Raw genomic sequence first — 26389 nt, 5'->3', positions numbered from 1 at the left:
GTGATGCGGCGCGCGGCATCGCGCGCCATCGGGACCATCCCTCATGAACGCATCTCATGTTATCACTGCCGTCTGTTTTGCCCGGCTCGACGTCGGCCACGAACTCGAAAATTCGAACCCGCAGCTCATCGGTGCGGCGACGTTCAGCGGCTCTGTCCAGGGTGGCATCGTCACCTTCGCGCTCCATACAGCCGTACTCACCGCGAAGGACCCGGGCGAAGGCTTGATCGCCTGGCTCGAGACGCGGCTTGGCGATGACCGCACCACACTCGCGGGCTTCGAGCTAAAGGAAAGTGTCCATTTACTCGAGACTTTGCCGAGCGCGCGCTCGTCCGCTGCCGTACGCAATCTGGGCGGCCGCGGCAGGACCATCATCGATATGGGCGCCGATAAGAATGGCGAACCGATCACGCTCGGCGAGTGCTGTGCGGAGCTGTCCATCCCGTGCGCGACGCCCGATCCTGCCCGCGACTTTATTGGCTGGTGCACCGGTCGCTGCGAGAAGATCGTCGACACGTTGCAACTTGATGTAATCGCCGTGTGGCGCCTCGCCATGCACCAGATCGCGGCGAGGTCGAGCCTCGGCTTCCGGGTCCACGAGGTCATCGAGGGGCACCTCGCCACCTGGCTGCGCGCAGCCGATTTTCCCGCTGCGGCTATCCATCTGGAAGCGCTCCCTTCGGCCCAGTCCTGACCAACCGGCGAGGCCGCATCGGCGCCGTTTAAACGCGGCGCAATCATCGCGCAGCATCCCGTCACGCCCCTGTCATTTACTCAAAAAAGGAGACTATCATGCTTCTCGACACCAACGAACCTCGTGGCTTCGAACCTATCGCCACCGCTATCGTCCTGCGAACCGTCGCGACCTGTTATCAGATGTGCCACCATCCCGACGATCGTGCCCTGATCGGGGTCGGCCTGTTCACGGTCACGCCCCAGGACGATGGGTATCGGTTCGCCAGCCATGGACAGGTCCTGCGCGATGGCGACATGCCCGCACTGCTCGACTGGCTGGAACAGCGGATACCTCAGTCGGGCGCCATCATCAGCTGGGACAGTTGGTGGCCGGTGACGCGGCGCCTTGCAGCATTGATAGACCCGGCTCTTCACCCCCGCACAGTTGCCGCGATTGCAGACCCGGATGGCCGTTGGCGTGACCTGCCACGATCGATGACGTGGCACATGGAACAGGCCCCAGTACCCGCAATGCCGTGCCTCTGTGGCCCCGCCCCGCATCCGGACTGCGTGCCTGAGCTTCCAGCAGCCTTGCTACCCGATCCCGCAGAGGCGGAGCACACGATGATGCGGGAAGCAGCGAGGGGTTGGGCCTGTTGGGCGAACAGCTTTGGCGACTTCGACGATCATGAGCATCCTGCCCGCCGTGCGCTTGCGGCGTTTCGTGAGCATGCGGGCGAGGTCCGACAAGCCGGCTGATCGTCAAGCGCCGAGCTCGCCATCTCCCAAATCAGAAATCCGCCGAGCGTGCCGGGGCTGGCCCTGGTGCAGGGCTTCGGCACAGCATACGCTACTCAAGGAGTATTTACATGAACGCCATGACAAATTTTCCGTTGCACGATCGCCGCCCCGTCAGCATCCGGCCTGTCTCGAAAGCAGGCTGGCACCAAATGAGCGGTGATCGCCGCTGCACACATGCCAGTGCGATGGCCAACTACCTCTACATCACGCGCGGGGTCGGGGCCGACGCCCGCGGTCAAATCGACTACAGCCACCGCGACGACCTCGTCGCTCACGGGCTCGAGCTTCCAGCAAATCATTCCTGCTGGGCGGAAGAACCTGGCCGCATCTGGCGCGAACTCGACGAATCTACGGCTCACCTTGCCGACGACGAAGTTCGCGCATGGCATGTCGTCGTGACGCTCCCTGCCAATGAATACCCTGAGATCTGGATCGCCATGACCCGCGATTATGCTCTCCGCAGTATTGCTGCCCATGGTCCCGCGGTCGCATGGTCGATCCACGCCAGGACACATGCTGGCAGTCAAGCAACCGTTCCACCGCATGCGCACCTCCTCGTCACCACGCGCGTCTGGCGTCATGAAGCGCGGCAGGGTCAAACCGTACCCGTTTGGTGTGGCCCCGCGGCGCGCGCCAGGTTGCATGCGAACTGGCTCGCAAAGCTCCCCCAGTCGATGCGCGCCGCCGCCGTCAGTCCGTATAGCGCCGAGCAGTACGTACCCGCGCGGCTCGACTTTTCGGCCCTTGGGGGCCTCATGGCTGCGCAAACGAGCAAAATCTAACCGAGTTAAAGTTTGGCACCATCTCCCTCAACTGATCTCGCCCAGCGCCGTTTCGCGAGCGGAAAGGTTGCCCCAAAAGTCGATACTTACAGACCCTTCAGCATTCCCAAACTTCGGCCGCGAGTTCGTGTCGCGAGCGCGCCGGAACGGCTTGATTTGGGACGTAGCAGCCATTTCAGCCGGGCGGATCGAACGGCCGCAACTGCCGAATGCGGTCGTTCGCGGACCGAGGTAATCATCGATATACATCTAGGCGGGCGGCCCGCTCGATACGGCGCATACAGACTATACGAAATGTTGCTTCAATTGGACTTGTCGGAACGATCCGATCTCGCAACGTGGCTCAGCCATTTTGTGAAATCAGTCCTATCGCTAATTAGATTGTGCGGCACATTACTGTCGGATGCGCGCAGTCCGAGAGCCAAGCAAGCGACCGCCCGATCGGCTCATCGAGGCTGTAAATGGGCGTCGCTAGCGGACCGACATTCTGATTGCGAGCTGATCAAGGATTGCGTTCGTGTTGTCGGCCACGCGACGTTTGATACTCGTCATGCTTTCCTCGTCCATCGTGGGGCGCTCCAGAACTCGAAGTAGGGTAGCTCGTGTGCTACGGAGCGCAGTTACATGACCGAACAACAGCGCGGCGGTCAGGCGAGCCACATCGGGAGCCGCTCCCGTCGACAGTTCAACCAATGCCGCAAGTCGCGAAATCGACTGGCCGATTGCCTCGTTGTAGAAGCAAGTAAACGCCTCGCTCGGCCGCAACTGTTCGCGGATGATAAACAGTGACCATCCCTCGGACTGATCGCTTAACATTTTATCAGCAAGGCGATTTAGAATTGCGTGTATCTTCCACCGCGCATTATCTTGCCCGTCAGACAAATCGCCAACAGCTAAAACCTCTCGCATACTACGGGCGATATGTTCGGCAGCAGCGAGGTAGAGACCTCGCTTACCCCCAAAATGATACGTGATCGCCGACATTGCCGTACCCGCCGCCTTAGCAATTGAGCGTGTGCTAGCGCCGTCGAGGCCTTTCTCCCCGAATTCACGGATCGCGATATCGAGAAGTGCTGCCCGGCTCACTTGAGTTGCGCCTCGGTTTAAGTACGGCCGATTGCGCCCTCGACGCGGAAATGTGCTGTTGTTTTTGCAGCGATTTCAGCGATCGTGACGCCGGGCGCCATTTCGATTAACTCAAAAGGCGTTACGGGATCTGGACGCTGAAAAACAGCGAGATCGGTGACGATCATTCCAACGGCATTTCTGCCGGTCAGTGGTAGCGTGCACGCGGGGATGAACTTCGGGTCGCCGTTCTTGGAAGTGTGCTCCATCACGACGATGATCTTCTTCACGCCGGCGACCAGATCCATGGCGCCGCCCATGCCCTTGATCATCTTGCCCGGAATCATCCAGTTGGCGATGTCGCCATTCTCGGCGACTTCCATCGCGCCGAGCACGGTCAGGTCGATATGCCCGCCGCGGATCATTGCGAAGCTGTCTGCGCTCGAGAAATACACCGAGGACGGCAGCTCGCTGATCGTCTGCTTGCCTGCGTTGATCAGATCGGGATCCTCCTCCCCCGCATAGGGAAACGGCCCGATCCCGAGCATGCCGTTTTCCGACTGCAGCGTCACCGTCATCCCGTCGGGGATGTTGTTGGCGACCAGCGTCGGGATGCCGATGCCGAGGTTGACGTAATATCCGTCGCGCAGCTCCTTCGCTGCCCGCGCGGCCATCTGGTTGCGATCCCAAGCCATTATGCTGCCTCTCTCGTGCGGACCATGCGGAACTCGATCTTCTTGTCGTAGGGCGCGCCCAGGATCATCCGGTTGACGTAGATGCCGGGCAGGTGGATCGCGTCGGGATCGAGCGAGCCGACCGGCACGATCTCCTCGACTTCGGCGACGCAGATCTTCCCCGCCGTTGCCATCGGCTGGTTGAAGTTGCGCGCGGTCTTGCGGAAGATTAGATTGCCGGTCTCGTCTGCCTTCCACCCCTTGATGATCGACAGGTCGGCGCGGATCCCGCGCTCGAGGATATAGTCCTCGCCGTCGAAGACCTTCACTTCCTTGCCCTCGGCGACGAGCGTGCCGACGCCGGTCTTGGTGTAAAAGCCCGGGATTCCGGCCCCGCCCGCGCGGCAGCGTTCGGCGAGCGTACCCTGCGGGCAGAATTCGACCTCGAGTTCACCCGAAAGATATTGCCGCTCGAACTCCTTATTCTCGCCGACATAGGACGAGATCATCTTGCGGACCTGACGGCTGCGCAGCAGCTTGCCGAGGCCTTCATTGTCGATCCCCGCATTGTTGCTGGCGATCGTCAGATCACGGGTGCCCGCTGCCTGGATTGCGTCGATCAGCCGCTCGGGGACCCCGCAAAGCCCGAAACCGCCCGCGCAGATCGTCATTCCGTCGAGCAGCAGGCCTTCAAGCGCGGATGCGGGGTCAGGATAAAGCTTCTCCATTACAAAATGCTCGCCACGTCTTCAAAGCTTAATCTTGGCAAGCGGTCGAAAACTTTGGCGGCGTCGCCGTGTCCAATACCGCAGATGAAATTCACTCGTACCGAGCTCTCTGCGAAAAAGTCGGCATTGACGCGCGCAGGGTCGAACCCAGACATCGGTCCGACGTCGAGGCCAACTGCGCGTAGTGCAAGCATGAAGTACGCAGCCTGCAGCGACCCGTTGCGAAAAGCAGTCGAATCTACAAGCGCGGTATTGCCGACAAACATTTCCTGCGCGTTGGGCCTGTGCGGAAATGTTCGAGGTAACTCCTTGTAAAACTCTAAATCATACGCGATAATCGCCACGACCGGCGCCGACATAACCTTTTCAACGTTGGTCGGCGAAAGCGCCGGCTTGAGCCGTTCTTTTGCTGCCGTTGATCGCAAAAATACCACCCGCATCGGCTGCGTGTTCATTGACGTGGGGCCCCACTTGGCGACTTCATAGGCCGCCGCAAGTTCATCATCGCTGACCTGCTCCGCGTTCCATCCGTTCTGGGATCGAGCTTCAGCAAATAGTTGTTTTAGGATCGTCTCGCCTGAGCTCATTTTCAATTCCTATTAATGTGCGTGAGACTGCAATCGTGCTCGACCTTGCTCTTGCAGATCAGCCCGCGGGGCGTCGTCGGTCGTTAGGTCACCGAGGTAGTCAGCCTTTGATTGGCATCCCGCAAAATTTCGGCGCATTCGCTCCTGGTCTAAGTTACGACCGATGACGACGAGCTTAGATTGTCGGAAAGTTGCTTCGTTCAGGAAGTCGCCATCCATGATCCGGTGTACCGACTGAAACACGAAGGGCTGGTCTTCGCCGGTAACGTTCAGGATCCCCTTGACCCGCATGACGTCTTCGCCTTGCAAGGCGATCACGCTGTCGATCCAGCGCAGGAACCGATCGAGGTCGATCGGGCGTTCGACTTCCATGCTTATGCTTTGGATGCCACTCGTGTGTCGGGCGCGATTCTCGCCAAAGCCCGGCACCCGCTCGACCACGCGACGGAGATCGAACGCGTTGCGGCCGATGACCTCGGATGCCGGTAACGCTGCTCTCACCGTGCGCCGGATCGACGCAAACGGATTCAGCGCGCGAACCTCGCTTTCGACGCTTTCGACCTCACGCGAGAGGAGCAAATCGGTTTTGTTGAGCAGGATTAGGTCGGCGGCTGCGATCTGCGCGGCAATTTCGGGGGCTTGCCCGATCTGTCGGCAAAAATGGCGGGCGTCGATGACGGTCACTACCGCATCGAGACGGACTCGCGCCGCGACGTCCGGATCCATGTAAAATGTCTGGATCACGGGGCCGGGGTCGGCGAGCCCCGTAGTCTCGATCAAAATCGCATCATACGCCACGCCGCGCGTCAGGATCGATTCTAGAGCCCGCAGCAGGTCGCCGCGAACGTTGCAGCAGATGCAACCGTTCGCGAGCGTCACGATTTCCTCCCGCGCTTCCAGGACCAGGTCGCCATCGATGCCGAGTTCGGCAAATTCGTTGACAATAACCGCGTAGCGGCGCGACCCCGATTCCAACAAGATGCGGTTCAGCAACGTCGTCTTGCCGGCGCCCAGGAACCCGGTGACGACCGTCACGGGGATGGGCTGCACGCCCGTCGGGTACGCCGGATCAACTCCGGTCAACGACGACCTCCCCGTTCAAGATCGTATGCGTCAGCTTCCGCAGGTTGCCAATTGAGGCCAAGGGGTCATCGGCCACCAGAATGAGGTCGGCGCGCTTGCCCGGTGCGACCGTGCCGATATCTGCGCGATCAAGGTGGCCCGCGGCGTTGCTGGTCGCGGCGACCAGAACCTGCTGCGGGGTTAAGCCTGCCGCTTCCAACAGTTCGGCCTCCTCGATCGTGTTCTGTCCGAATGCCCCCCGCCCGCAGAAGCTGTCGCTGCCCAGCACCATGGTCACTCCGGCATCCGCCATCAGCTTCGTGTTCGGGCGCGTGTGCGGGTGGACGGCGTCATGGATCCAGAGGGTCGAGGCGTAGGTCGCCTTGCGTTCGATCATCAGATCGATGAGCGCCTTATCCGTAATCGGCTCGACCGTGACACCGTGCTCCAGTCCGTCGGCGCCGGCCTCCAGTGCCTCGATGGCGGCATCTTGCTGCACCGTATGAACGGTGACACGCAAGCCGTGCTCGTGTGCCGCCTCGATGCCGGCACGAAGTATCTTGGTAGGAAGCCGAACAAGCTCGACTGCGTTGGGGAAAACCGGGTTCTTCCACAGATACTTCGGCGAGCCGGGGCACCAGCATCCGCCCTCGGATAGCAGCTTGATCGCGTCGACTCCGCGATCCGCCAGGTGGTGCACGAGGTCGCGCATCATTTCGGGACTGTCGACTTCACCGGTGGCGCGGGCACGGAACCAGGGGTTGCCCCCGAAAATCGTCGAAGCCGGGTGACCGTCCCGGCCGGTCAGGCCATTGCCAGTGGTGAGCATTTGCGGCCCGCGTAGCGTTCCCGCGGCCAGCTTGGCGCGCAGTTCGAGCACCTCGGTCGTCGGGTCGCCAACCGATTTGATGGTCGTCACACCGCAAGCGAGAAACTGCTGCAACAAGACGGGTGCCGTATTCTCCACGAACTCGGCGAGTGAGTCTGGATCCGTCACAACCGTGAAATCGAAAAAGTGCAGGTGGGTGTCGATGAGGCCCGGCATCATCCATCCGCCCTTGCCCTCGATGTCGCGCCGCCCCTGCAAGGGAGCTTCGGACACGGCGCCGATAGCGCCACCGTGCAAGCCGACATCACGCAAGCCTGGCAAGGCTTCCTTTCCGTCAAAAACCCGGACGCGGCGAATGACGATGTCGAAGGGTTCGGCGCTATTTGCGAGGTTGGTCATCGTGTCGCTCCCGCGGCTATTGCGGCATGCCAAAGGCGACTGCGGCGAGGTCGAATTCGTAGCGCGTATCCCAGCGGCTCATTGACGTGACCGGCCAATGCTTAGGACGCTGCGGACGATCGCCGTGCCACGGGCGCGGCTCGCAATAGCCGAGTTCCGGCACGAAGACGTCCATGTCGTTGTACAGCTCGATCAGGGCGTTGTCGGCGCCGTAGTGATAGGACGCGATGTTGTGGCCCGCGGTATGGCGAGCTGGGCCCCACAATGTCGGGATTTGCCGCTCCGCCAGCAGGTCCGCGGCGCGAATTTGATGCTCTCGACCAACCAGTTCGAAGGCGAGATGATGCATCGTTGCGATCGGTGCGGAAATGACGTTGAGTACGTGATGATCGCGGTTGCACGTAACGAAGGTGACAAAGTCTTCAAACCAGTCGGTGGTCGAAAAGCCCAGTGCTCCGGTGACGAATTCCAGCAAGCGCGGAGCGTCGGTCGACAGGATGGCGACGTGGCCCATGCGCAGTGGTGCGAGGCCCGTGCCGTTGAAGCCGGCATTTGCCAGTTTCATCTCAGGCAACAGATGGAAGGTGTGCCCACCGATGTCGGTAACCTCGACAAGCACGGGAACGCCCGGTCGCGCATCGTGCTTGACCTGAGGGGCCAGCCCCATCCCACCGAGGCGCTTGATGAGATCGTCGATCGTCTCGTCGCCACTGACCTGCAGGCCGATCGCGCTGAGACCGGGTTGAGCCGCCTGGTGCAGCGCTACCGAGTGGTGATCCAGCCCCAACCCGAGATAGGCCGAGGTGCCGGTCGCCTCGGTCACATTCAGGCCCATTACGTCACGGTAGTAGGTCGACGCGTTTGCGAGAGAAGGTGTCGCGAGATCGACGTAAGCAAGGCGAAAGGTGGTGGGCATGATTTAGGCTCCCGGCAACGTTAAAATGAGGAAGATCTGGGTGTAGGTCTTCATGCCGCAAATGCCTCGGCGTCGACGGAATACAGGACCGCGGCATTGGCGGTCGCCGCAGCCTTGAGACCCAGCGCCTCGGGCACGATCTGCGCGACGTAAAAGGCGCAGGCGGCGCGCTTCATCCTCCCGAAATCGTCGTCGCCCGTTGCCAGCGCGCCCGAGCGCTCCATCAGCCAGCCGCACGTCGCGACCGACAGCATCGTGAGGAAGGGATAGCTCGCAGCGAGCTTGTCGTCGACGTCGAGGCGCGCCATGCTGCGGCCGATCTCATCGCATGCGTCGATTAGCGTCACTAGCCCGGCATCCTTCGCCTCGGCCTTCATGTCGGCGATCAGCTGCGCGAAGACGCCGCCTTTGGCCATGGAGAGCTTGCGGCCCACCAGATCGGCCGCCTGAATGCCGTTGGTGCCCTCGTAGATCGGGGTGATGCGTGCATCGCGGAAGAATTGCGCGGCGCCGGTCTCCTCGACATAGCCCATCCCGCCATGCACCTGGATGCCGAGGCTGGCGACCTCGTTGCCGAGATCGGTGCCGTGTGCCTTGGCGAGCGGGGTGAGGATGTCGAGCCGCTCTTGCGCGCCTGCTTCGCCGAGCGCTGCGCGATCGACCTGCGCGGCGGCGTAATAGACGAGCGCACGTGCCGCCTGGGTCTGTGCCTTCATCCGCAGCAGCATGCGACGCACGTCGGGATGCTCGACGATCCTGACCGACGTTTTGTCGGGCGAGCCGGCGCGCGCAGACTGGACGCGGTCGAGCGCATAGGCCACCGCCGCCTGCGTGGCGGCTTCCGCGACCTGCACCCCCTGCAAGCCGACGTTGAGCCGCGCATTGTTCATCATCGTGAACATCGCGCGGATGCCGCCATATTCAGCGCCGATCAGTTCGCCGATGCAATCGTCATGGTCGCCGAAGCTCAGCACGCAGGTCGGCGAAGCATGCAGCCCCATCTTGTGCTCGATCGAAACGACGCGGACGTCGTTAAAGTCGCCCGGCGTACCGTCCTCGTTCAGCCGATATTTGGGCACAAGGAATAGCGAAATGCCCTTGGTCCCGGCCGGCGCGCCCGGTGTACGCGCGAGCACGAGGTGCACGATGTTCGGCGTCATGTCGTGATCGCCAAACGAGATGTAGATCTTGGTGCCCTTGATGCTCCACTTGCCCTCGTCAAGCGGCTTGGCGGTGCTGCGCAGCGCGCCGACGTCGGAGCCGGCCTGCGGCTCGGTGAGGTTCATCGTGCCGGTCCATTCGCCGGTCGCAAGATGCGGCAGGTACAGCGCCTGCTGCTCAGGGGATCCGTGATGCGCCAGCGCCTCGATCGCGCCGACGGTCAACGTCGGGCACAATGCGAAGCCCATGTTGGCGGAGCCCAGCGTGTCGAGCACCGCGGTCTGGATCACGAACGGCAGCCCCTGCCCGCCGAACGCCTCGGGCACGCCGATTGTCCCCCAGCCGCCCTCGACATAGTCGTGATAGGCCTGCTTGAAGCCCTCCGGCATGACGACACCCTCAGGCGTCCACTTCGCGCCGACGGTATCGCCGGTGCGCAGCAGCGGCGCCCATTCGCCCGCCGCCAATTGCCCGACGCCTTCGAGCACCGCATCGACAACATCGTCGCTCGCCGCGGCAAAGCGCTCGGTCGCGGCCATGTCGGCGATTTGAACAATGTGGTCGAGTACGAAGCGCATGTCGGCAGTGGCGGGCGTGAATGGCATGCTGTGCTTTCTAGTAAACTAAAGTAGATCCGAGAGCTGTCAGAAGCCGACGCGGTCGCTGCCCTTCAGCTCTAAGATCTCGCGTGCCTCGTCCGGTGTCGCCACTTCGAGGCCCAGACCTTCGATGATCTTGCGCACCTGCGTTACTTGAGCCGCGTTAGTCTCCGCGAGCTTACCGGCACCGAGCCACAGCGAGTCTTCCAAACCGACGCGGACATTCCCTCCCATCGCCGCTGCCATCGCCGCAATCGGCATCTGGCTGCGTCCGGCTCCCAGCACGGACCAGCGATATTGATCGCCGAACAGGCGGTCCGCCGTGCGCTTCATGTGCATCACTTCGTCTGGATGCGAGCCAATGCCGCCGAGAAGGCCGAACACTGTCTGGATGAAAAGCGGGCCCTTAACGAGGCCCTCAGTATAAAAGTAATGAAGATTGTGCAAATGACTGGTATCGTAGCACTCGAACTCGTAGCGTGCGCCAGTTTCGTTCAGCGTCTCAAGAGCATATTGGATATCGGCAAAAGTGTTCTTGAACACGATGTCCCGCGTGCTTTCCAGCATCGCAGGCTCCCACTCATGCTGAAACTCTTTGAAGCGCTTGAGCATCGGGAACAGCCCGAAGTTCATCGATCCCATGTTGAGGCTCGCTACTTCCGGCTTCCACGCAGTTGCCGGCCGCAGTCGCTCCTCGCGCGTCATCCCCGGTGCGCCGCCGGTCGTCAAGTTACACACCACATCCGAACGTTGCTTGATGCTGCGCAGGAACGGCTCGAACAGTTCAGGCGACTGATCCGGCCGCCCGTTTTGCGGATTGCGGGCGTGTAAGTGGACGATTGCCGCACCGGCTTCCGCTGCCCCAACTGCCGCGTCGGCAATCTGCTCGGCCGTGACGGGGAGATAAGGAGACATAGAGGGAGTGTGAATCCCTCCTGTCACTGCGCATGTGATGATTACCTTGCGAGCGGGCACGTGCTTCTCCTGAGATGATTAGATTTTGTTCGCGTAGGTGGATCGATGGCGAAAGGTGGCGATCAGCGCAGCGGCGATTAACGGTGCCAGAGCGAAGCTGATCGAAACGCCGGCGCGAGTCATGCCATGCGCGAACATAAGACCAGCGATCGCCGGACCTGCGGCGCTGCCGATTCGGAGCCCGCCCATAACGAGGCCGACGCCTGCGGCGCGCATCGCCGGTGGAAAGGCGTCGGCAGTGATGGCGAACAGCGTTCCTGCCGTACCCGCGAGGCAAAGTCCAAGCGCGCCGGCAGACACGATAAAGAACGGAAGAGAGGGCGGCACGAGACCGACGGCAACTAGAGCTACGGCGGCGCCGGTCATCGCAATCGCCGATAGTTTTGTCAGCGCGAAGCGTGATGCGAAGGCAGCAAATGTCACTCCGCCGATAAGGCTCAGCACGCCTGACAGAGCGGACACCAAGCTGCCCTGCGCCGGAGTGAAGCCGGCATCGACGACCATTTGCGGGAGCCAGCTCAGGACATAATAGGAAGCGCTCGCGACCAGAGTCCCCGTTGCCATCAGCCGCAGGAGGACGCCCCGCATCTCTCGTGCGAACAAAGGTCGATAGAGTCCCCGTGCGCGCGCAATAGCGGGCGGTAGGCTCGGCTCGCCGGGATGGCCCAAGCGGGCCATCACACGATTGAGGCGGTTTAGCGAATTGGATCGACGCCCTGACGCGAGGAACGCCGGAGATTCAGGTAAGGCCAGAGCCACTAAGATGAATAGCAAGACGCCGCAGATGGTGCCAGCGAGGAACACCCAATGCCAACTTGCATTTTTCAAGATCTGCGATGCTCCCAGACCGCCGATGATGCTGCCGATCGGCGTACCAAGCGTAGCGATGGCAGCGACCGCTAGAGGGCGTCGACGTTTGTTTGAGAATTCCGCCGAGATAAGGGTCATCATTGCAATCATCGCGCCGATGCCCACGCCGGTCAGTACGCGGGCGGCGGCCAAGACCGGCACCGACCCCGCCGCCGCCGAAACCGCCGTGCCAAATGTCATCAGCACGAGCGCGCCGAGAATGACTGGCTTGCGGCCGTACACGTCGCCTAACGGCGAAAGACCAAACGCACCGATCGCCATCCCGGCGAGGCCGCTTGCCAAAAGAAGGCCGATTGCGTCCTTCCCGATATGCCAATCGCGTCCCAGCGCCGGAGCGATAAATGCCATCGATAGCACGTCAAAGCCATCCAAGGCCGAAAGCAGCATCGCGATTGCCAGCACCCACAGCTGTCCACGCCGTATGGGGTAATGGTCGAGCGGATTGGCGCCTGTCGCCCTTGATTGCGCGGATGTCATGTACACGCTCCTAAACGGTCGCCGTCGCGTTTGTTGGGCTTGTTATGGCCGATCAACATAGCGCTGCCCGCCCTGATGGAGACCGGCGACCACCGTCGGCCGCCACCGTCTTTCGCCACTGCCATCGGTTTCCTCGCGAAAACGCCAGGAAGCCAGGTTCGAAACGGAACACTGCGCACCGCTCTATGCTTCCCCAAGTGCGACTGGAACTCGAGTCGCCGTATTCGATCGCGTGCGCATCGAGGCGACCAGATATGCGCCTAGCAGCGGACCGATCGCGAAGATGATTGATACGCCAGCGCGTGTCATGCCGTGCGCAAACATCACGCCAGCGAGCGTCGGTCCGGCCGCACTTGCGATCCGCATCACGCCCATGACGAACCCCATGCCAGACGCCCGTAAACTAGGCGGGAAGGTTTCGGCCAAAATCGCGTAGAGCAGCCCCGTCGTGCCGGCGAGGCAGAAGCTGAGCACCCCTGCCGATATCACGAACAGCGGAATTGACGGCGGGACGACGCCAACTGCCGATAGCGCAAGAGCAGCGCCCGTCATCGCGATGGCGGCAACGTTAGTAGACCGAAAACGTGACGCGAACGCGGCAAACCCGATGCCGCCGACAAAGCCCAGCATTCCTGAGAGCGCGGAAACGAAACTACCCTGTGCAGGGGTAAAGCCTGAGTCCACCACAATCTGAGGCAGCCAAGTAAGGATATAATAGGATGACGTAGCGATGAGAATCGAGATCACAGTTAGGCGCGTAACAGTCCCTCTCATCTCGGTCGCAAAGAGGGCGCGATAAGATCTCCGCCCACGATCTGACGTCGAGGGCAGCGTCGAGACGGTCGGCTGACCAAGGCTAGACAGCACCCGATTCAGTGTCTCGAGCGCATCGGGTGCCCGGCGGGTGGCCAGGAAGGCCGGAGATTCGGGCAATGTGAGGGAGACGATGACGAAGAGCACGACCCCGGCGATTGAGCCGGTCAGAAACACCCAATGCCAGGTTGCCGCTTTCAGTATTATCGAGGAAGCGAGCCCACCCAAAATACCTCCAATGGGGAACCCCATCGTCGCAACGCCTGCAATTGCGATCGAGCGTCGATGTACGTTGGTGAATTCTGCGGAAATCAGCGTCGTCATCGCGACCATCAGGCCGATGCCAATTCCAGTAAGAAACCGGGCAGCCGCGAGCATTGTCGCCGATCCTGCCGCAGCACTCACGCCGGCGCCGATCGTCAGCAGGGCAACGGCACCGAGAACCATCGCGCGTCTGCCGTGTTTGTCCGCCAGTGGAGACAACGCGACGGCGCCAACCGCCATCCCTGCCAGACTACTCGACAGCAACAGCCCAAGCACGTCCTTTTTAAGATGCCACTCGCGCCCGAGTACCGGCGCTACAAACGACATGGACAAGGCGTCGAACCCATCTAGCGCCGCGAGCAACAAAGCAATAACAAGCACCAAGACTTGGCGCGGACGCATTCGAAGGTCATCCAAGGGATTGTCCGATGTCCCGTTGACTGACGAGGTCGTCACGTAACGCTTCGTATATGCACGAGGTCCAGAAATGACAGTGGCCACGTCACTGTCCGCCGACTCGATTCTCGATTGCGCCAATTCCTTCGATTTCACAGCGGACGACATCGCCCTGCTTCAGGAAGCGCGGCGGCTGCATCCCGATACCGACACCTGACGGCGTACCCGTCGCCAGAAGGTCACCAGGATTGAGCGTGAATGCAGTCGAGAGGTACGAGATCTGTTGCCAAACGTTGTACACCAGTTCGCTCGTATTGGCGTCCTGGCGAACCTCTCCGTTTACAAGGCAGCGAAGTTGGAGCGCGTGCGGGTTGAGGATTTCGTCCGCCGTGACGATCCACGGGCCGATCGGCCCGTGCGTGTCGAACGATTTGCCTAGGGTGAACGTCGGCGATCGCTTCTGCCAATCACGTGCCGACACATCGTTTGCGACGACGTAGCCAAAAACATAGTCTTTGGCCTGATCTTCCGTCACGCCCTTTGCCGCGCGCCCGATTACCACGCCGAGCTCGGCTTCATAATCCAGCTGTTCGGTTACGCCTGGATCGATCTCATCGAACGGGCCGGACAGGCAGCTAGTCTGCTTGTTGAACCAGAATTGGCTATCCGGTGTCGGCTGTCCAAGGCGCTTGGCCTCTGCGATGTGCTTGGCGTAGTTCATACCGATTGCGAGATATTTGCCCGGTCGCTCAAGCGGAGCGAGCAACCGAAGGCCGGCCAGGTCGATAGCTCCTTCTCCCACACCCGCAAGCTCGCGCACCTTGGAAAGTGCCGCTTCGCCTCCTTCAATGATCGAGAGCATCGTCGGGAAGTCGTGTGCAAGCGACGTCAAAGGCACGACCTTATCTTCATGCCCGCTTTGCAGGACGCCAAGTCCAGCCCCACCCTCGGCCGCATATCGCAGTAACTTCATGTTCTATCCTCGATGCTGACTTAATCGAATTCGGTCGCGTCAACGCTCAGCTTTTGTTCGGCGTCAAAACTTCGTCGATAACCGCAACCCGTAGGTCCGCGGCGGCGCAACGATATTGATGATGAGATTCGTCGCCGGCACCGGAGTACCGTAGATCTGATAACGGCTGTTCGTGATGTTACGGACATAGGCTCCAATGATGTACTTTCCATCTTTCGCGCCAAACGAAAGGGAAGCATTTGTCACCCAGCTATGACTTACATACTCCTGTGCGATATACTCGAAACCCGTATATCGACCGGATCGGTACTGCGTGTCTGCATCGAGAACGACCTGATAGTCCCCGAACGGTATGACTTGCTGTCCACCAAGGTTGACAGTCCACTTCGGCGAATTGAGAGACGGCCTGCCCGAGCAATTTACCGAGAAGAGCGTCCCAGACGCCTGTACTCCGCATCCGCTAAACGGGGGAGCAGGCGACAGGTAGCCGAAGCTGTTATACTTCGCGTCGAGATACTGCACATTCGCGCTAAGCGTCGTTGTCGGAGTCACCAAAGCGCGGGCTTCGACTTCGACACCCTTGATCGTGGATCGCCCGACATTAGCGGTCAGAACGCCCAGTCGTCCTGTCGGATCGATCCCGAGATACGTGAGCTGCTGGTCGCGGTATTTCCAGTAAAAGGCCTCGAGGTTGAGCTGTAGCTTGTTATCAAGAAAGCGGTTTTTGGACCCGACCGTAAAGGCGGTAATATTCTCCGGGCTATAGGTGCTTGCGGCATTGAACCCGCCTGCCCGATAGCCGGTTTCGACACTGGCATACAGAAGCGACCGTGGGCCTGCGTCGATCTCGATCGCGCCTCGATAGGTGACCTTGCTTGTGTCCAGCGAGCCACTGGGAAAGCTGTCGGCGCGAGCCTCCAACACACCCGGCGCAACCACATTGCGACCGCCGCTGACGGCGGGCGCATTGGGTTGTTGCGCGAAGGTCGGGGTGTAGGGAAGCAGTGGGGCGGTCGGGCAGCCCGTTGGTAGGACGCAAACGATTGCGAGCGTACGGAAGTCGTTGTCGAAGAAGCGCTTGTGATCCTCGGTGTATCGAGCGCCCCCCGTGAATCGCAGCCAATCGGTTGCATGGAGTGTTAGTCGCCCATAAGCAGAGGGAGAGTGCGTCGTGAAATTGCTCTTCTGGAAATTAGCAACCGAACCCGCCGAATTGTGAATGTCATCCTTGATACCCTCACTGAAGTAATAGGCTCCAACGATATATTCGATCAAGCCCCCGCCGTTGCTTACAAGGCGGGTTTCAATCGAATACTGATTGGCCTCTTGGGTATTGCCGATCTCTTGACCGGACTCGGTATTCAGATTGTCTTTCCGCGCGTGCCGCCATGCGGGCACGACACTGAACGTGCCAATTGGAGTTCGCCAATCAACATGATACGCGATTCCATAAACATCGTTGTGCTGGAACGGTCGAACGGCGAGAGGATCAAGAAGGCGGCCGGCAATGGAGCCCGCCGTGCCGTTCGCCGTTCGGTAAGCCTGCGCTGCAGTCGTGAAAAGGCCTTCGTCGTTCGGAAGATTGGAGGGGGTAACTACATACTGCCCCGTGCCCGGATTGAAGGCATATTTGCCCACATAACTGGACCCGCCTCCGATTCCCCGCTGTTGGGCATAGTCGCCTTCGATCCGTACCGTAAGGTTGGGCGTCAGGGCCACTTTCAGCTGCGCACGCACTCCCGCTGAGTCATCGGTTTGTGTCCCGTCATTCAAATAGCCGTCGTGGCGCGTATATGTGCCGGACAATCTTAAACCCGCGTTTTCGCCTAGGCCGATGTTCACTGCGCCTTCGGCTTGAACCTCGTTGTAGTTTCCGTAGCTCGCCGAAGCGTATCCCGAGTTCTCGCCATAGCGAGGTTGGACCGGCAGAATGTTGATCGCACCCGCGGTTGCATTCCGACCGTACAAAGTCCCCTGTGGACCTTTCAGTACCTCGACCCGCTCGAGGTCGTAGAAGGTTCCGAAGGTTGCGCTCGAGCGCCCGACATAGACACCGTCAAAATTGTAGGCGGCGGCGGGATCAGAGCTTGCGATGAAAGAGAAATTACCAACGCCGCGGATGAAGATCAGGTTGCCCTGGCCACCACCGGCGACGACTAGGGATGGGACGAGTTTGCCCAAGGTATCGATGCCGCGAACACCTGAATTGAGCAGATCCGCCCCCGAAACCACCGCCACCGGCACCGCCGCCTTCTGAAGGTTCTCGCCGCGCTGTTGGGCGGTAACGATGATGTCCTGGAGGCCATCCTGTTCCGCATAAGACTGCGACGCCTGCGATTGCCCCACCTGAGACGGGCCCTGCGGCGATGTTGTCGAAGATGTAGAGCCAGCCGCTCCCGGAGCTGCAGTCGTCGTCTGATCTGACTGCGGGACCTCGACTTGGCCTGGCTTAGATTGGGCGGTGGCTGCAGCCGGAAAAGCCACGATTGCGGCCGAAAGCATCAGCCAAGTCTTGCGCGAAACGGTCATATCCCCTCCTCTTTCGCCACTTTTTGCGGCTTGTTACGCCGACCGCTCCGAACAAAGCGGTCCGTCAGCGGCTTGTCGCGCTGGTCGGAGGTTACCCTCAACCTAGCAATTGCACCGCCCGATGATCCGCGTCATGCAATCCTGCCGCAAAGGGGCAAAGATGGCATTTACCGCACGTTGTTACCTGTAGGGTATAGGGCACGCGCTGATGTTCGTATCAAACGACGTTTGAAGGAGCATTAGATTAAGCCACGCCGGCTCGGTCAATGGGCCTTGCGCAATTTATGCGCATAGGTCGACGCTGCCCTATTGGCGAGATCGTTGAGGAACTCGGCAGCGGGCGTAAGAGGAATATTCGCCCGGCGCACCGCGCAGATTCGCGGCGCTTTCGATATCTCGCCGACAGGAATACGTTCCATCATACCGGTCGCATTGACGAGTTCCATCCACTGCTGGGCTACTGGTGCAAGCAAATCGGATGTGGCGACAACCACGGCGAGGTTCATCGCTGAGGACGCCTGCATTACGATCCGGGGGGGCGGCAGGCCGGCTGCCGCGAAGACGCTATTGACCTCGTTGTCGCTGTCGATCGTCATCGGGGTTGTTACCCAGGAAGCGCCGGCCAGATCCGCAAGGGTCGTCGCGGAGCGCAGCGGGTGATCCCGTCTGGCAATAATGATCCGCTCGTTTTCGAACAGCGTCTCGATCAGCAACGCCGGATCGACAAATCCCGTGGCAACCGGCCCATAGTACAACTCGACGAGGCCGTCCCGTATCTCGGTCTCCAACATCGGTAGTGAGCCCTCGACAAGCTTTATTCTGATGTTGGGATATTTAACGTGAAAATGGCTGACAATCGTCGGCACCATCGCTATGAGCGCAGCGCTCGAACAGCCGACGGTAATCGTACCGCGGTCTTCGCCTTTCAAATGCTCCATCTCTTCCAATGTTCGTGCGAACTCGGCTTGGATACCCCGAGCGCGGCGAACGAAAACTTCTCCCGCTCGCGTAAGCGTCATTCCGAACTTGTTCCGCTCGAACAAGATGATGCCGAGTTCTTGCTCGAGTTCTTTAATGCTGCGCGACACGGCGGGCTGCGCAAGCCCGAGGTGCTTAGCGCCCGCGCGCAGGCTTCCGCGGTCGACGACAGCGACTACGTTTCGCAGGTGGTGCAGCTTCATTAGGCGTCCGATAGCTGATGGCCAGTCACACACCTTACCCTATACCCAGCCGGTAACAACCTTGCGCAATTCGCATCTCCTAGCGAGGTGCCTCAATGAGTATGTACGGGGGAATAGGTACGCGCCGGTGACTATGGTCAAAACGATCATGCGCCGACACGATGAAAGCCTCGGGAGGGTGGCCGGTAATGACGCACACGAGCGAACAAACTGCCGATTGGGATGAGGATCAGCGCTCGGCTAATACCGAGCAGGACCGGTCCGAAATCCGCGATCTGCTTCAGAACTGGATCATCTGGCGTGATGCTGGCGATTGGGATCGGTTTGCGACCGTTTGGCATGACGACGGACGCATGGTCGCTACCTGGTTCCGGGCGAACGCTGCTGACTTCATCGCCGGGTGCCGAAAAGCCTTCGACGCTGGAATGATTGGTCTTCATTCGCTGGGTGGCACCAGCATCGATCTTCAGGGGGACCGCGCCGTCGCTCAGTCGAAAATGCAGATAGTGCAGCGAGGCGACCTTGACGGCGTCGAAGTGGATGTGACGTGCCTGGGCCGGTTCGTCGATGCCTTCGAAAAGCGCAATGGGCGCTGGGGGTTGGTGCTCCGCCAGCCGGTCTATGAACTGGACCGCATGACGCCGGTAAGCCCTGCCGCCGTAATTTCATTGGATGAAAAACTGCTACGGTCGTTTCCCATTGGATATCGTCACCTTGCCTATCTTCAGACCATACTGGGGTTCACGGTCGACAAGGGATTACCTGGGACAAGGGGCCCGGCGATCGAAGCGCTGACGAAGCGAATGAAGCAATGGCTTGATGGCGCGGACGCCACCTGCCTCGACTCATGAGCGCCTGGCATCCAGCCCTTTCCGCGCCCTTTTTCAAGCGAGGATCGGCATCATGGCATTGAAGCAACTGACCGATGAAATTTCTCTCATCCCGGGGCTCGTGAACGTCTACATCCTTCAGACCGACGACGGCCTTGCAGTCTTGGACACTGGATTTCCAGGTAGCACTAAGAAAATCCTTGCGGGTGTGCGTGCACTGGGCCGGACGCCAACTGACGTGCGACACATCATTCTCACTCATTGTCATCCCGATCACATCGGCAACGCCGCGGCGCTTAAACGCGACACGGGCGCGATCGTTTGGGCCCACCCGATCGACGCACCGATGATTGAGGCCGGCACCACAATGCGCCCGCCAATGACGCCATCCCCGGGCCTGCGAAACCTTCTTCTTGGCAAGCTTCTCGCTGGCCGCGTTAGTCAGGTGGAGCCCACCAAGGTCGACCGCTTGCTTGAGGATGGTGACAGCCCACCTTTTGCGCCCGACATGACGGTGATCCACGTACCGGGCCATTGTGCCGGGCAGATCGCCCTTTTCTGGCGGCGCCATGGGGGCGTCCTGTTCACCGCAGACGCTTGCATCAATCGCGGTGGGCTCAAGTTGGCGATCGGGACCGAAGACCCTCAGCTCGCGCTGGCTAGCCTCGCCAAGCTCGCCACATTCGACTTCGACAAGGTGCTGGTCATGCACGGCAACCCGATCATGGCCGATGGCAGCGAGCAGTTCCGCCGCACCGAATTCGACACTTTTCCAAAAAAAAGAGAGATTTGACCTATGGCTTGTATCGCAACGGCGCTTGTCGTCGGCGGCAGTATTGCAGGGATGAACGCAGCGATTGCGTTGGCTCAGCAGGGCGTCAAGGTCGACGTGATCGAATTGGCCGCCGAGCCGCTTGGAGCATCGCTGGCGTTCTCTGGCCGGGCGGCGATGGCGCTGGTGGATCTGGGTATCTACGATGAGGTTCGTGCGACAGGCAGGCCGGACGAACCTGGCAGCACAGCCGTCTCGATCCGCAGCGCGGCGACGGGAGAGATCATCAACCCGGGCCCACAGCGGCCGTCATGGCCTGGCGCCGTCCCGGCCGTGGGGGTGTACCGCCCGGAGTTCCTGCGGATCGCGCACGAAGCGGCCGATCGATTGGGCGTCCGAGTTCGAAAAGGGGTGGGTTACGAAACAATCCAAGATGGTGCGGACGGTGTGACCGTTTCGTTCAGCGATGGCGAGACCGGGACATACGATCTGCTCGTTGCGGCAGACGGCATCGGCTCCAAAATTCGCAGTATGGTCTTCCCCGAAGCACTCAAGCCCGAGTTTGCCGGACAGCTCAGCATCCGCTGGATGGCACCGGGTGGGCCGGTGCAGGACGAGGGCTGGTATGCGTCCTCGGTAGGCCGCCTCGGCTTCTATTATCTACCGCAGGGCGTGGTCTATGTGGCCGCCGTCATCAATCTGCCGGAGTGGCGTTGGTTCTCCGGCGAAGAAGTGCGGACAACATTCACAGCGCTACTCGACTCGATGACAGCGCCGGCAATCAAGGAATTGCGCAGTCGCCTGAACGAAAGCTCGGAACTGATCGGTCGACCGTTCGAGTGGCTCCTGCTGCCGGACTCATGGTACAAGGGCCGAATACTTCTGATCGGAGATGCCGCGCACGCGACCAGCGCTCATATGGGTATGGGCGGCGGCATGGCGCTGGAGGATGCGGTCGTGCTCGGCCAATCGGTCGCCGCTGCAGCGACCCTTCCCGAGGCGCTCGACGCCTTCATGAAGCGCCGTTTCGATCGTGTAAAACTGGTGGTCGACACGAGTGTCGGGCTTGGACGAATGGAGCAGCAGCAGGCGCCCCCCGCCGAAAATGTGGCATTGCTCACAAAGGCGTTTGCTTCGCTTGGGCAGCCCTACTGATGACCGACGTTATCGACACCGATGTGCTGATTATCGGCGCGGGCCCAGTCGGGCTCGCCGCTGCGATCGAGCTCGGCTTGCGCGGCGTCCGCGTCTTGTTGGTCGAGCGGAATGCTCGCGTCGGCGTGGCACCGCGCGCCAAGACAAGCAATGTACGGACCCGGACGCACTTGCGCCGGTGGGGCATTGCCGATGCGCTAGCGGCCGAAGCGCCGTTCGGGATCGACTATCCGAACGACATGGTCTTCGTCACACGCTTGGCCGGACACGAACTCGCCCGCTTTTCCGACGCGTTCAACGCGTCACCCGATCGTTCGTACCTCTACCCCGAGCACGCACAGTGGGTGCCGCAATACACGCTCGAGAAGATTATGCTGGCAAAGGCGCGCTCGCTTCCATGCGTGGAGGTGCGGTTCGACACCAGCTTTGTGACGGCCGCACAGGACGAGAAAGGCGTTACGGCCAGCCTGCAGTCCTCGGCAGGCGAATCACTTTCGATTACGGCCCGCTATCTTATCGGTGCCGATGGCGCGCGCAGCAAAGTTAGGGACCTTATTGGTGCAAAAATGGAAGGTCGGTACGGGCTTTCGCATCACTACAACATCATCTTCCGCGCGCCCGGTCTGTCGCAAGCGCACGCCCACGGACCTGCTGTGATCTACTGGCAGATCGGCAAGGACGGGTTCAGCGCGATCGGCCCGATGGACAAGGATGACGTCTGGGCTTTCATGCCGGGCGGCACGAAGGCCGGTGAAACGCTTACCGACGAGCAAGCCGCGACACTCATTCGTGAAAGAACCGGTCTCGACCTGCCGTACGAGATCCTGAGCGCCGATGCCTGGACAGCGAGCGAGCTCCTTGCCGATCGCTACGCGGACCGGCGCATCATTCTGGCGGGGGATGCCTGCCACCTCCATCCGCCCGCGGGCGGATATGGCATGAACATGGGAGTCGGCGACGGCGTCGACTTAGGCTGGAAAATAGCTGCGACCCTTCAAGGATGGGGCGGCCCCAATTTGGTTGCGAGCTACGAGACTGAGCGTCGCCCGGTTCACCGTGCGGTGATCGACGAGGCCATGGCAAATTACGCGATCTATGTCGCGCCGCCGCCCGCCGAAATCGAAGACGATACGCCTGAAGGTGACGCGATCCGTGCCAAGGCCGGAGCAGGCATCGCCGCGTCCAAAGGGCGGGAATTCAACACGCTCGGGACCGTGCTCGGCCTCTGCTATGCGAATTCGCCCATTATCGTCGAGGAACATGGTGCTCGAGGCGAGCACAACAGCGAAGTTTACCGTCCCGAAGCGCGACCGGGCTGCCTGGCTCCGCATGCATGGCTTCCCGATGGCCGCTCTTTGTACGACCTGTTCGGCGCCGGATTTTCGCTGGTCGTGGCCGATGATGCCTCGCAATCCGAAATCGACAAAGCCCTCGCCGACAGCCTCGACCTCGGGATACCCTTAGCAGTGGTTCGCCCCGATGGAGTGCCAGTCAGAACCCTTTACGATGCTGGTCTGACGCTCGTCCGGCCAGATCAGCATGTCGCGTGGCGCGGCGAAAGCTGGACCGGCGATCTGGAGCGTTCCACCGGTCAGGCCTAATCCGTGACGGTGGCGTCGGGAGTATGACCTGATATGCGATGATAGCACCTCCAGCGGCACTCCTAATTCTTCCGGAGGAAGCAGCGGCGGTCCACGAGCTGGCGACCAACTCCCTTACGTATGGCGCATTATGGTCGCCAACTGGTACGCTCGACATCGCATGCTCCTCGGAAGAAACCGACGCCGTTGTCGTGACCTGCCCCCGTCGAGTGGCCCGGGTTGATTGTTAGTGGATTATGCTCGCCGCCGCCATATCCGGGCGGAGGGGGAGCGAAGCGGAGCCGGAGGCCAGATACGGCGGTGAAGCCGTTTCCGGGGCCGGCGGTCGGTAGCCGAGGCTGCTGTGTGGACGGACCGTGTTGTAATGTCGGCGCCATGCCTCGATCAGCACCCTTGCCTCGGCGAGGCTGTAAAAGATTTCGCCATTGAGCAGTTCGTCGCGAAGCGACCCGTTGAAGCTCTCATTATAGCCATTCTCCCATGGTGATCCCGGCGCGATGTAGAGCGTCTTCACGCCGATCTGGCCGAGCCATTGCTGCACGGCATTGGCGATAAATTCGGCGCCATTGTCCGACCGGATATGTGCCGGCGGGCCCCGTGCGATGAACAGGTCCGCCAGTGCGGCGAGCACATCTTCATGTTTGAGCTGACGAGCAACAACCAGCGCCAGGCACTCCCGACTGGCCTCGTCGATGATGGTCAGGATACGGAACTTGCGACCATCATGCGTGCGGCCTTCGACGAAGTCGTACGCCCACACATGCCCCGGATATTCCGGTCGAAGCCGGATGCACGATCCGTCGTTCAACCAAAGCCGTCCACGCTTTGGCTGACGTTGCGGGACTTTGAGCCCTTCGCGCCGCCAGATCCGCTCGACCCGTTTATGGTTCACCGTCCAGCCCGCATGGCAGAGCAACGCTGTCACCCGGCGATAGCCGTAGCGACCATATTGCTTCGCCAGCGCGATAATGTCTTCCGATAGCGCCTGTTCGTCATCCGCCCCGCGCGGCACCTTGCGCTGCGTCGATCGATGCTGGCCCAGCACCCGGCAGATCCGTCGCTCGGACACCGGAAGCTTTCGTTGCACATGATCGATACAGCGCCTTCGCCGCGCGGGGCTCAGAAGTTTCCCCGGGCTGCCTCCTGCAAAATCAGCTTGTCCAGCGTCAGGTCCGAGATCGCCCTTCGAAGCCGAAGGTTCTCCCTCTCCAGATCCTTCATGCGCCGGGCCTGGTCAGTCTTCAGACCGCCATACTCCTTGCGCCAGCGATAATATGTCTGCTCGCTGACCGCGATCCGCCGACATGCTTCCGCAGTCGATGACCCCTGTGCCAGCACAATCTCAACTTCACGCAGCTTCCCGATGATCTCTTCCGGCTTGTGCTTCTTGCTCGGCATTCGTCGTCCCTTTCGTGGTCCAGACTATCATAATCTCTGGGCCACTCAGCGGGGGGCAGATCAGTCGTTTGGACGGAACGTGGCGGCCCTCCCGTCGCCGAACCCGCCGGCGTCGGAGGCTACGGTATCACGCAGCATGTCTGCTCAGCGGGGCGGTTCAATCGCCTACAATTGGTCTCTCGGCGGCGTCGTCGTTACGCTGCGTATGCGAAAAGATCGACTGATGCGCTGACTTTCACGTTTAGCGGCATTGCGTAACCGGATCTTGGTGCCATTCGCCCCCGTGAGCGACGACGTTCATGCAAAGATCAGCGCCACGAAATATTGCCGAGAACCAAGTGCCGCCATCCTCTTTGAAGCTGACCGGCAGCTTTCGGCGTGAGCTGACGTGCCGAGCGCGGGATCGGAACGGCCTATTTTGGTCGACATCTGCCGCTGCAGCGACGACCCAAAAACCGACGCTCGGACGGAACTGCTCGCTTGCCGATAGCTGCCGTTCGTTCACGTTAGAGATTCTGCTTTGTTTCGCTGCTTGCTGCAGGCACTTTAAGCTACCGGTTTCGAAGTCGGCGCTATGGCGCGCCCGGTTTCGCCGCGGTTTTGTGGGATGCTGACGCTAGCTGAGGATAACGGGCGCGCTCGGATGGCAATGGAGACGGAGACCCAGACATCCCGTGCAGCCGGGTCCACGACACGGCGACGTGTCTGTTTGCTCGGTGCGACCGGTACGATCGGTCGCGCGACTGCCGCAGCCCTCGTGCGGCAAGGGCACGATGTGGTCGCGTTCGTCCGAGCCAAAAGCGGCGACCGACGTCTTGCTTCAGCAGACCACGCCCGCTCGTTTGAGGGCGTGTTGGTGAAGATAGTGGACTTCGCCGACCCCGCATTGCTGTCTCACGCCGGGTTTGGCGGCGAGCGGTTCGACGCAGTGGTGTCGTGCATGGCGTCGCGCACGGGAGAGCCCAACGACGCTTGGGCGATCGATCACCGCGCACACCTGAACGCCCTGGTGGCGGCGCAGCAGGTCGGCGTCACCCACTTCGTGCTGCTGTCCGCCATTTGCGTGCAAAAGCCGCTTCTTGCTTTCCCGAATGCCAAGCTGGCATTCGAGGCGGCGTTGATCGAATCGGGCCTGCGCTATTCGATTGTGCGGCCCACCGCCTATTTCAAATCCCTGTCGGGCCAGATCGAACGCGTGCGCAAGGGGCGGCCCTTTCTGATCTTCGGAGACGGCACTCTGACGGCCTGCAAGCCGATCAGCGACGACGATCTGGGCACCTATATCGCTGCGTGCCTGGAGGTCGAGGAGCGCTGGAACCGGATACTGCCGATCGGTGGCTCGGGCGAGGCGATCACGCCAAGGCAGCAGGGCGAGGCGCTATTCGCGCTGCTCGACCGCAGGCCCCAGTTTCGCTCGGTGCCCGTCGGGTTGCTCGACGGTATTGTCGCAGGCCTATCCGCCGTTGGCCGCATTGCCCCGCCGCTCGCCGCCAAGGCCGAGCTGGCTCGGATCGGGCGCTATTATGCGACCGAATCCATGCTGGTCCTGGACCCCGCGACCGGGCGATACGACGCCGCGGCCACACCATCGACCGGCAGCCAGACCCTGTTCGACTATTACCGGGCAGTATTGGTTGGCGAGGCCGCGCCAGAACGTGGCGATCACGCCGTGTTCTGAAAAGATGTTGAGAAAGAACCCTTTGCCTTGATGTGGGGCGCGGTGATCCGTGAGAAGATCGTCGGCTAAACATCGAGCGGTACCGCTTGTGGCCGAACGAAGAATCTGCCTCCGGATGATCTTTGCCTGGACGCACACCGAAGCGCGCCTTCAGGAGAAGCGCGGTGGTGCTCGTCTTGCGCTGCACGAACACTCAGTC

The 26389-nt window shown here is 60.9% G+C and carries 23 protein-coding genes; 8 read left to right on the top strand and 15 right to left on the bottom strand.

Features of this window, described 5'->3' with window-relative positions:
- The first annotated feature begins 43 nt into the window (after positions 1–43).
- From E2E30_RS04860 to E2E30_RS04850, 3 genes are all read left to right on the top strand, one after another.
- Positions 44–694 (top strand): hypothetical protein, encoded by a 651-nt coding sequence (locus tag E2E30_RS04860; protein ID WP_133187738.1) that lies wholly within the window; start codon positions 44–46, stop codon positions 692–694.
- Positions 695–792: 98 nt separating this feature from the next.
- Entirely contained in the window at positions 793–1434 is a 642-nt protein-coding gene (locus E2E30_RS04855) for a hypothetical protein (protein WP_240699037.1), read from the top strand.
- A gap of 110 nt (positions 1435–1544) precedes the next feature.
- Complete coding sequence (locus E2E30_RS04850; protein ID WP_133187735.1) at positions 1545–2258, top strand: MobA/MobL family protein; 714 nt, start codon at positions 1545–1547, stop codon at positions 2256–2258.
- A 471-nt stretch (positions 2259–2729) separates the two neighbouring features.
- Here the strand turns inward: E2E30_RS04850 and E2E30_RS04845 are convergent, their stop codons facing one another.
- The 14 genes from E2E30_RS04845 to E2E30_RS04780 form a co-directional block, all read right to left on the bottom strand.
- Positions 2730–3344 (bottom strand): CerR family C-terminal domain-containing protein, encoded by a 615-nt coding sequence (locus E2E30_RS04845; RefSeq protein WP_133187733.1) that lies wholly within the window; start codon positions 3342–3344, stop codon positions 2730–2732.
- A 17-nt stretch (positions 3345–3361) separates the two neighbouring features.
- A complete protein-coding gene (locus tag E2E30_RS04840; protein WP_133187731.1) occupies positions 3362–4018 on the bottom strand; it encodes a 3-oxoacid CoA-transferase subunit B in 657 nt (218 codons plus the stop codon).
- Positions 4018–4725, bottom strand: a complete 708-nt coding sequence (locus E2E30_RS04835) for a CoA transferase subunit A (protein WP_133187729.1) — start codon at positions 4723–4725, stop codon at positions 4018–4020. Before E2E30_RS04835 ends, E2E30_RS04840 begins: the two co-directional genes overlap by 1 nt.
- Positions 4725–5312, bottom strand: a complete 588-nt coding sequence (locus E2E30_RS04830) for a malonic semialdehyde reductase (protein ID WP_133187727.1) — start codon at positions 5310–5312, stop codon at positions 4725–4727. The genes E2E30_RS04835 and E2E30_RS04830 overlap by 1 nt, the downstream gene beginning before the upstream one ends.
- A gap of 12 nt (positions 5313–5324) precedes the next feature.
- On the bottom strand, positions 5325–6395 hold the full coding sequence (locus E2E30_RS04825) for a CobW family GTP-binding protein (protein WP_133187725.1): 1071 nt from the start codon (positions 6393–6395) through the stop codon (positions 5325–5327).
- Entirely contained in the window at positions 6382–7602 is a 1221-nt protein-coding gene (locus E2E30_RS04820; protein WP_133187723.1) for an amidohydrolase family protein, read from the bottom strand. Before E2E30_RS04820 ends, E2E30_RS04825 begins: the two co-directional genes overlap by 14 nt.
- 16 nt (positions 7603–7618) lie before the next feature.
- A complete protein-coding gene (locus tag E2E30_RS04815) occupies positions 7619–8518 on the bottom strand; it encodes a VOC family protein (protein WP_133187721.1) in 900 nt (299 codons plus the stop codon).
- Positions 8519–8568: 50 nt separating this feature from the next.
- Positions 8569–10284: an acyl-CoA dehydrogenase gene (locus E2E30_RS04810; RefSeq protein WP_133187719.1), complete on the bottom strand. Its 1716-nt coding sequence runs from the start codon at positions 10282–10284 to the stop codon at positions 8569–8571.
- 39 nt (positions 10285–10323) lie between these two features.
- A complete protein-coding gene (locus E2E30_RS04805; RefSeq protein ID WP_133187717.1) occupies positions 10324–11253 on the bottom strand; it encodes a 3-keto-5-aminohexanoate cleavage protein in 930 nt (309 codons plus the stop codon).
- A gap of 18 nt (positions 11254–11271) precedes the next feature.
- Complete coding sequence (locus tag E2E30_RS04800) at positions 11272–12600, bottom strand: MFS transporter (RefSeq protein ID WP_133187715.1); 1329 nt, start codon at positions 12598–12600, stop codon at positions 11272–11274.
- A gap of 183 nt (positions 12601–12783) precedes the next feature.
- The gene (locus tag E2E30_RS04795; RefSeq protein ID WP_165954462.1) at positions 12784–14133 is read right to left on the bottom strand and encodes an MFS transporter; all 1350 of its coding nucleotides are present in this window, start codon (positions 14131–14133) and stop codon (positions 12784–12786) included.
- A gap of 46 nt (positions 14134–14179) precedes the next feature.
- The gene (locus E2E30_RS04790) at positions 14180–15046 is read right to left on the bottom strand and encodes a fumarylacetoacetate hydrolase family protein (RefSeq protein ID WP_133187711.1); all 867 of its coding nucleotides are present in this window, start codon (positions 15044–15046) and stop codon (positions 14180–14182) included.
- A gap of 63 nt (positions 15047–15109) precedes the next feature.
- Positions 15110–17575: a TonB-dependent receptor gene (locus E2E30_RS04785; RefSeq protein ID WP_133187709.1), complete on the bottom strand. Its 2466-nt coding sequence runs from the start codon at positions 17573–17575 to the stop codon at positions 15110–15112.
- Between the two features lie 263 nt (positions 17576–17838).
- Positions 17839–18756, bottom strand: coding sequence for a LysR family transcriptional regulator (locus E2E30_RS04780; RefSeq protein ID WP_133187707.1), 918 nt, complete (start codon positions 18754–18756; stop codon positions 17839–17841).
- A gap of 188 nt (positions 18757–18944) precedes the next feature.
- Here E2E30_RS04780 and E2E30_RS04775 point away from each other — a divergent pair, with 188 nt between their 5' ends.
- From E2E30_RS04775 to E2E30_RS04760, 4 genes are read left to right on the top strand one after another with little or no spacing between them, the layout of a single operon-like run.
- Entirely contained in the window at positions 18945–19607 is a 663-nt protein-coding gene (locus E2E30_RS04775; protein WP_133187705.1) for a nuclear transport factor 2 family protein, read from the top strand.
- A 52-nt stretch (positions 19608–19659) separates the two neighbouring features.
- On the top strand, positions 19660–20379 hold the full coding sequence (locus E2E30_RS04770; protein ID WP_165954461.1) for an MBL fold metallo-hydrolase: 720 nt from the start codon (positions 19660–19662) through the stop codon (positions 20377–20379).
- Between the two features lie 3 nt (positions 20380–20382).
- Positions 20383–21513: an FAD-dependent monooxygenase gene (locus tag E2E30_RS04765; protein ID WP_133187701.1), complete on the top strand. Its 1131-nt coding sequence runs from the start codon at positions 20383–20385 to the stop codon at positions 21511–21513.
- A complete protein-coding gene (locus E2E30_RS04760) occupies positions 21513–23114 on the top strand; it encodes an FAD-dependent oxidoreductase (RefSeq protein ID WP_133187699.1) in 1602 nt (533 codons plus the stop codon). The genes E2E30_RS04765 and E2E30_RS04760 overlap by 1 nt, the downstream gene beginning before the upstream one ends.
- 226 nt (positions 23115–23340) lie before the next feature.
- Here E2E30_RS04760 and E2E30_RS04755 read toward each other — a convergent pair.
- Positions 23341–24512, bottom strand: a protein-coding gene (locus E2E30_RS04755; protein ID WP_133186548.1) for an IS3 family transposase whose coding sequence is annotated in 2 segments (ribosomal slippage) — positions 23341–24248 and positions 24248–24512 — 1173 coding nt in all. Because the reading frame shifts where the segments join, the coding sequence is not laid out codon by codon here.
- Positions 24513–25155: 643 nt separating this feature from the next.
- On the opposite strand from E2E30_RS04755, the gene E2E30_RS04750 reads away from it, so the two are divergent.
- Positions 25156–26190, top strand: a complete 1035-nt coding sequence (locus E2E30_RS04750; protein ID WP_335925463.1) for an NAD(P)H-binding protein — start codon at positions 25156–25158, stop codon at positions 26188–26190.
- The last annotated feature ends 199 nt before the right edge of the window (positions 26191–26389 follow it).

Origin of the sequence: Sphingomonas sp. AAP5 (assembly GCF_004354345.1) — a bacterium.
In the GTDB taxonomy this organism is placed as follows: domain Bacteria; phylum Pseudomonadota; class Alphaproteobacteria; order Sphingomonadales; family Sphingomonadaceae; genus Sphingomonas; species Sphingomonas glacialis.
Note: the sequence above shows the minus strand (reverse complement) of the source record. Positions and strands in the feature narration are given on the sequence as shown.

What these genes read in the sequence shown, in the direction of transcription:
- E2E30_RS04860 (WP_133187738.1), top strand. Translation starts at nt 44, where the DNA reads ATGAACGCATCTCATGTTATCACTGCCGTCTGTTTTGCCCGGCTCGAC.
- E2E30_RS04855 (WP_240699037.1), top strand. Translation starts at nt 793, where the DNA reads ATGCTTCTCGACACCAACGAACCTCGTGGCTTCGAACCTATCGCCACC.
- E2E30_RS04850 (WP_133187735.1), top strand. Translation starts at nt 1,545, where the DNA reads ATGAACGCCATGACAAATTTTCCGTTGCACGATCGCCGCCCCGTCAGC.
- E2E30_RS04840 (WP_133187731.1), bottom strand. Translation starts at nt 4,018, where the DNA reads ATGGCTTGGGATCGCAACCAGATGGCCGCGCGGGCAGCGAAGGAGCTG.
- E2E30_RS04835 (WP_133187729.1), bottom strand. Translation starts at nt 4,725, where the DNA reads ATGGAGAAGCTTTATCCTGACCCCGCATCCGCGCTTGAAGGCCTGCTG.
- E2E30_RS04830 (WP_133187727.1), bottom strand. Translation starts at nt 5,312, where the DNA reads ATGAGCTCAGGCGAGACGATCCTAAAACAACTATTTGCTGAAGCTCGA.
- E2E30_RS04820 (WP_133187723.1), bottom strand. Translation starts at nt 7,602, where the DNA reads ATGACCAACCTCGCAAATAGCGCCGAACCCTTCGACATCGTCATTCGC.
- E2E30_RS04815 (WP_133187721.1), bottom strand. Translation starts at nt 8,518, where the DNA reads ATGCCCACCACCTTTCGCCTTGCTTACGTCGATCTCGCGACACCTTCT.
- E2E30_RS04810 (WP_133187719.1), bottom strand. Translation starts at nt 10,284, where the DNA reads ATGCCATTCACGCCCGCCACTGCCGACATGCGCTTCGTACTCGACCAC.
- E2E30_RS04800 (WP_133187715.1), bottom strand. Translation starts at nt 12,600, where the DNA reads ATGACATCCGCGCAATCAAGGGCGACAGGCGCCAATCCGCTCGACCAT.
- E2E30_RS04790 (WP_133187711.1), bottom strand. Translation starts at nt 15,046, where the DNA reads ATGAAGTTACTGCGATATGCGGCCGAGGGTGGGGCTGGACTTGGCGTC.
- E2E30_RS04785 (WP_133187709.1), bottom strand. Translation starts at nt 17,575, where the DNA reads ATGACCGTTTCGCGCAAGACTTGGCTGATGCTTTCGGCCGCAATCGTG.
- E2E30_RS04780 (WP_133187707.1), bottom strand. Translation starts at nt 18,756, where the DNA reads ATGAAGCTGCACCACCTGCGAAACGTAGTCGCTGTCGTCGACCGCGGA.
- E2E30_RS04775 (WP_133187705.1), top strand. Translation starts at nt 18,945, where the DNA reads ATGACGCACACGAGCGAACAAACTGCCGATTGGGATGAGGATCAGCGC.
- E2E30_RS04770 (WP_165954461.1), top strand. Translation starts at nt 19,660, where the DNA reads ATGGCATTGAAGCAACTGACCGATGAAATTTCTCTCATCCCGGGGCTC.
- E2E30_RS04765 (WP_133187701.1), top strand. Translation starts at nt 20,383, where the DNA reads ATGGCTTGTATCGCAACGGCGCTTGTCGTCGGCGGCAGTATTGCAGGG.
- E2E30_RS04760 (WP_133187699.1), top strand. Translation starts at nt 21,513, where the DNA reads ATGACCGACGTTATCGACACCGATGTGCTGATTATCGGCGCGGGCCCA.
- E2E30_RS04750 (WP_335925463.1), top strand. Translation starts at nt 25,156, where the DNA reads ATGGCAATGGAGACGGAGACCCAGACATCCCGTGCAGCCGGGTCCACG.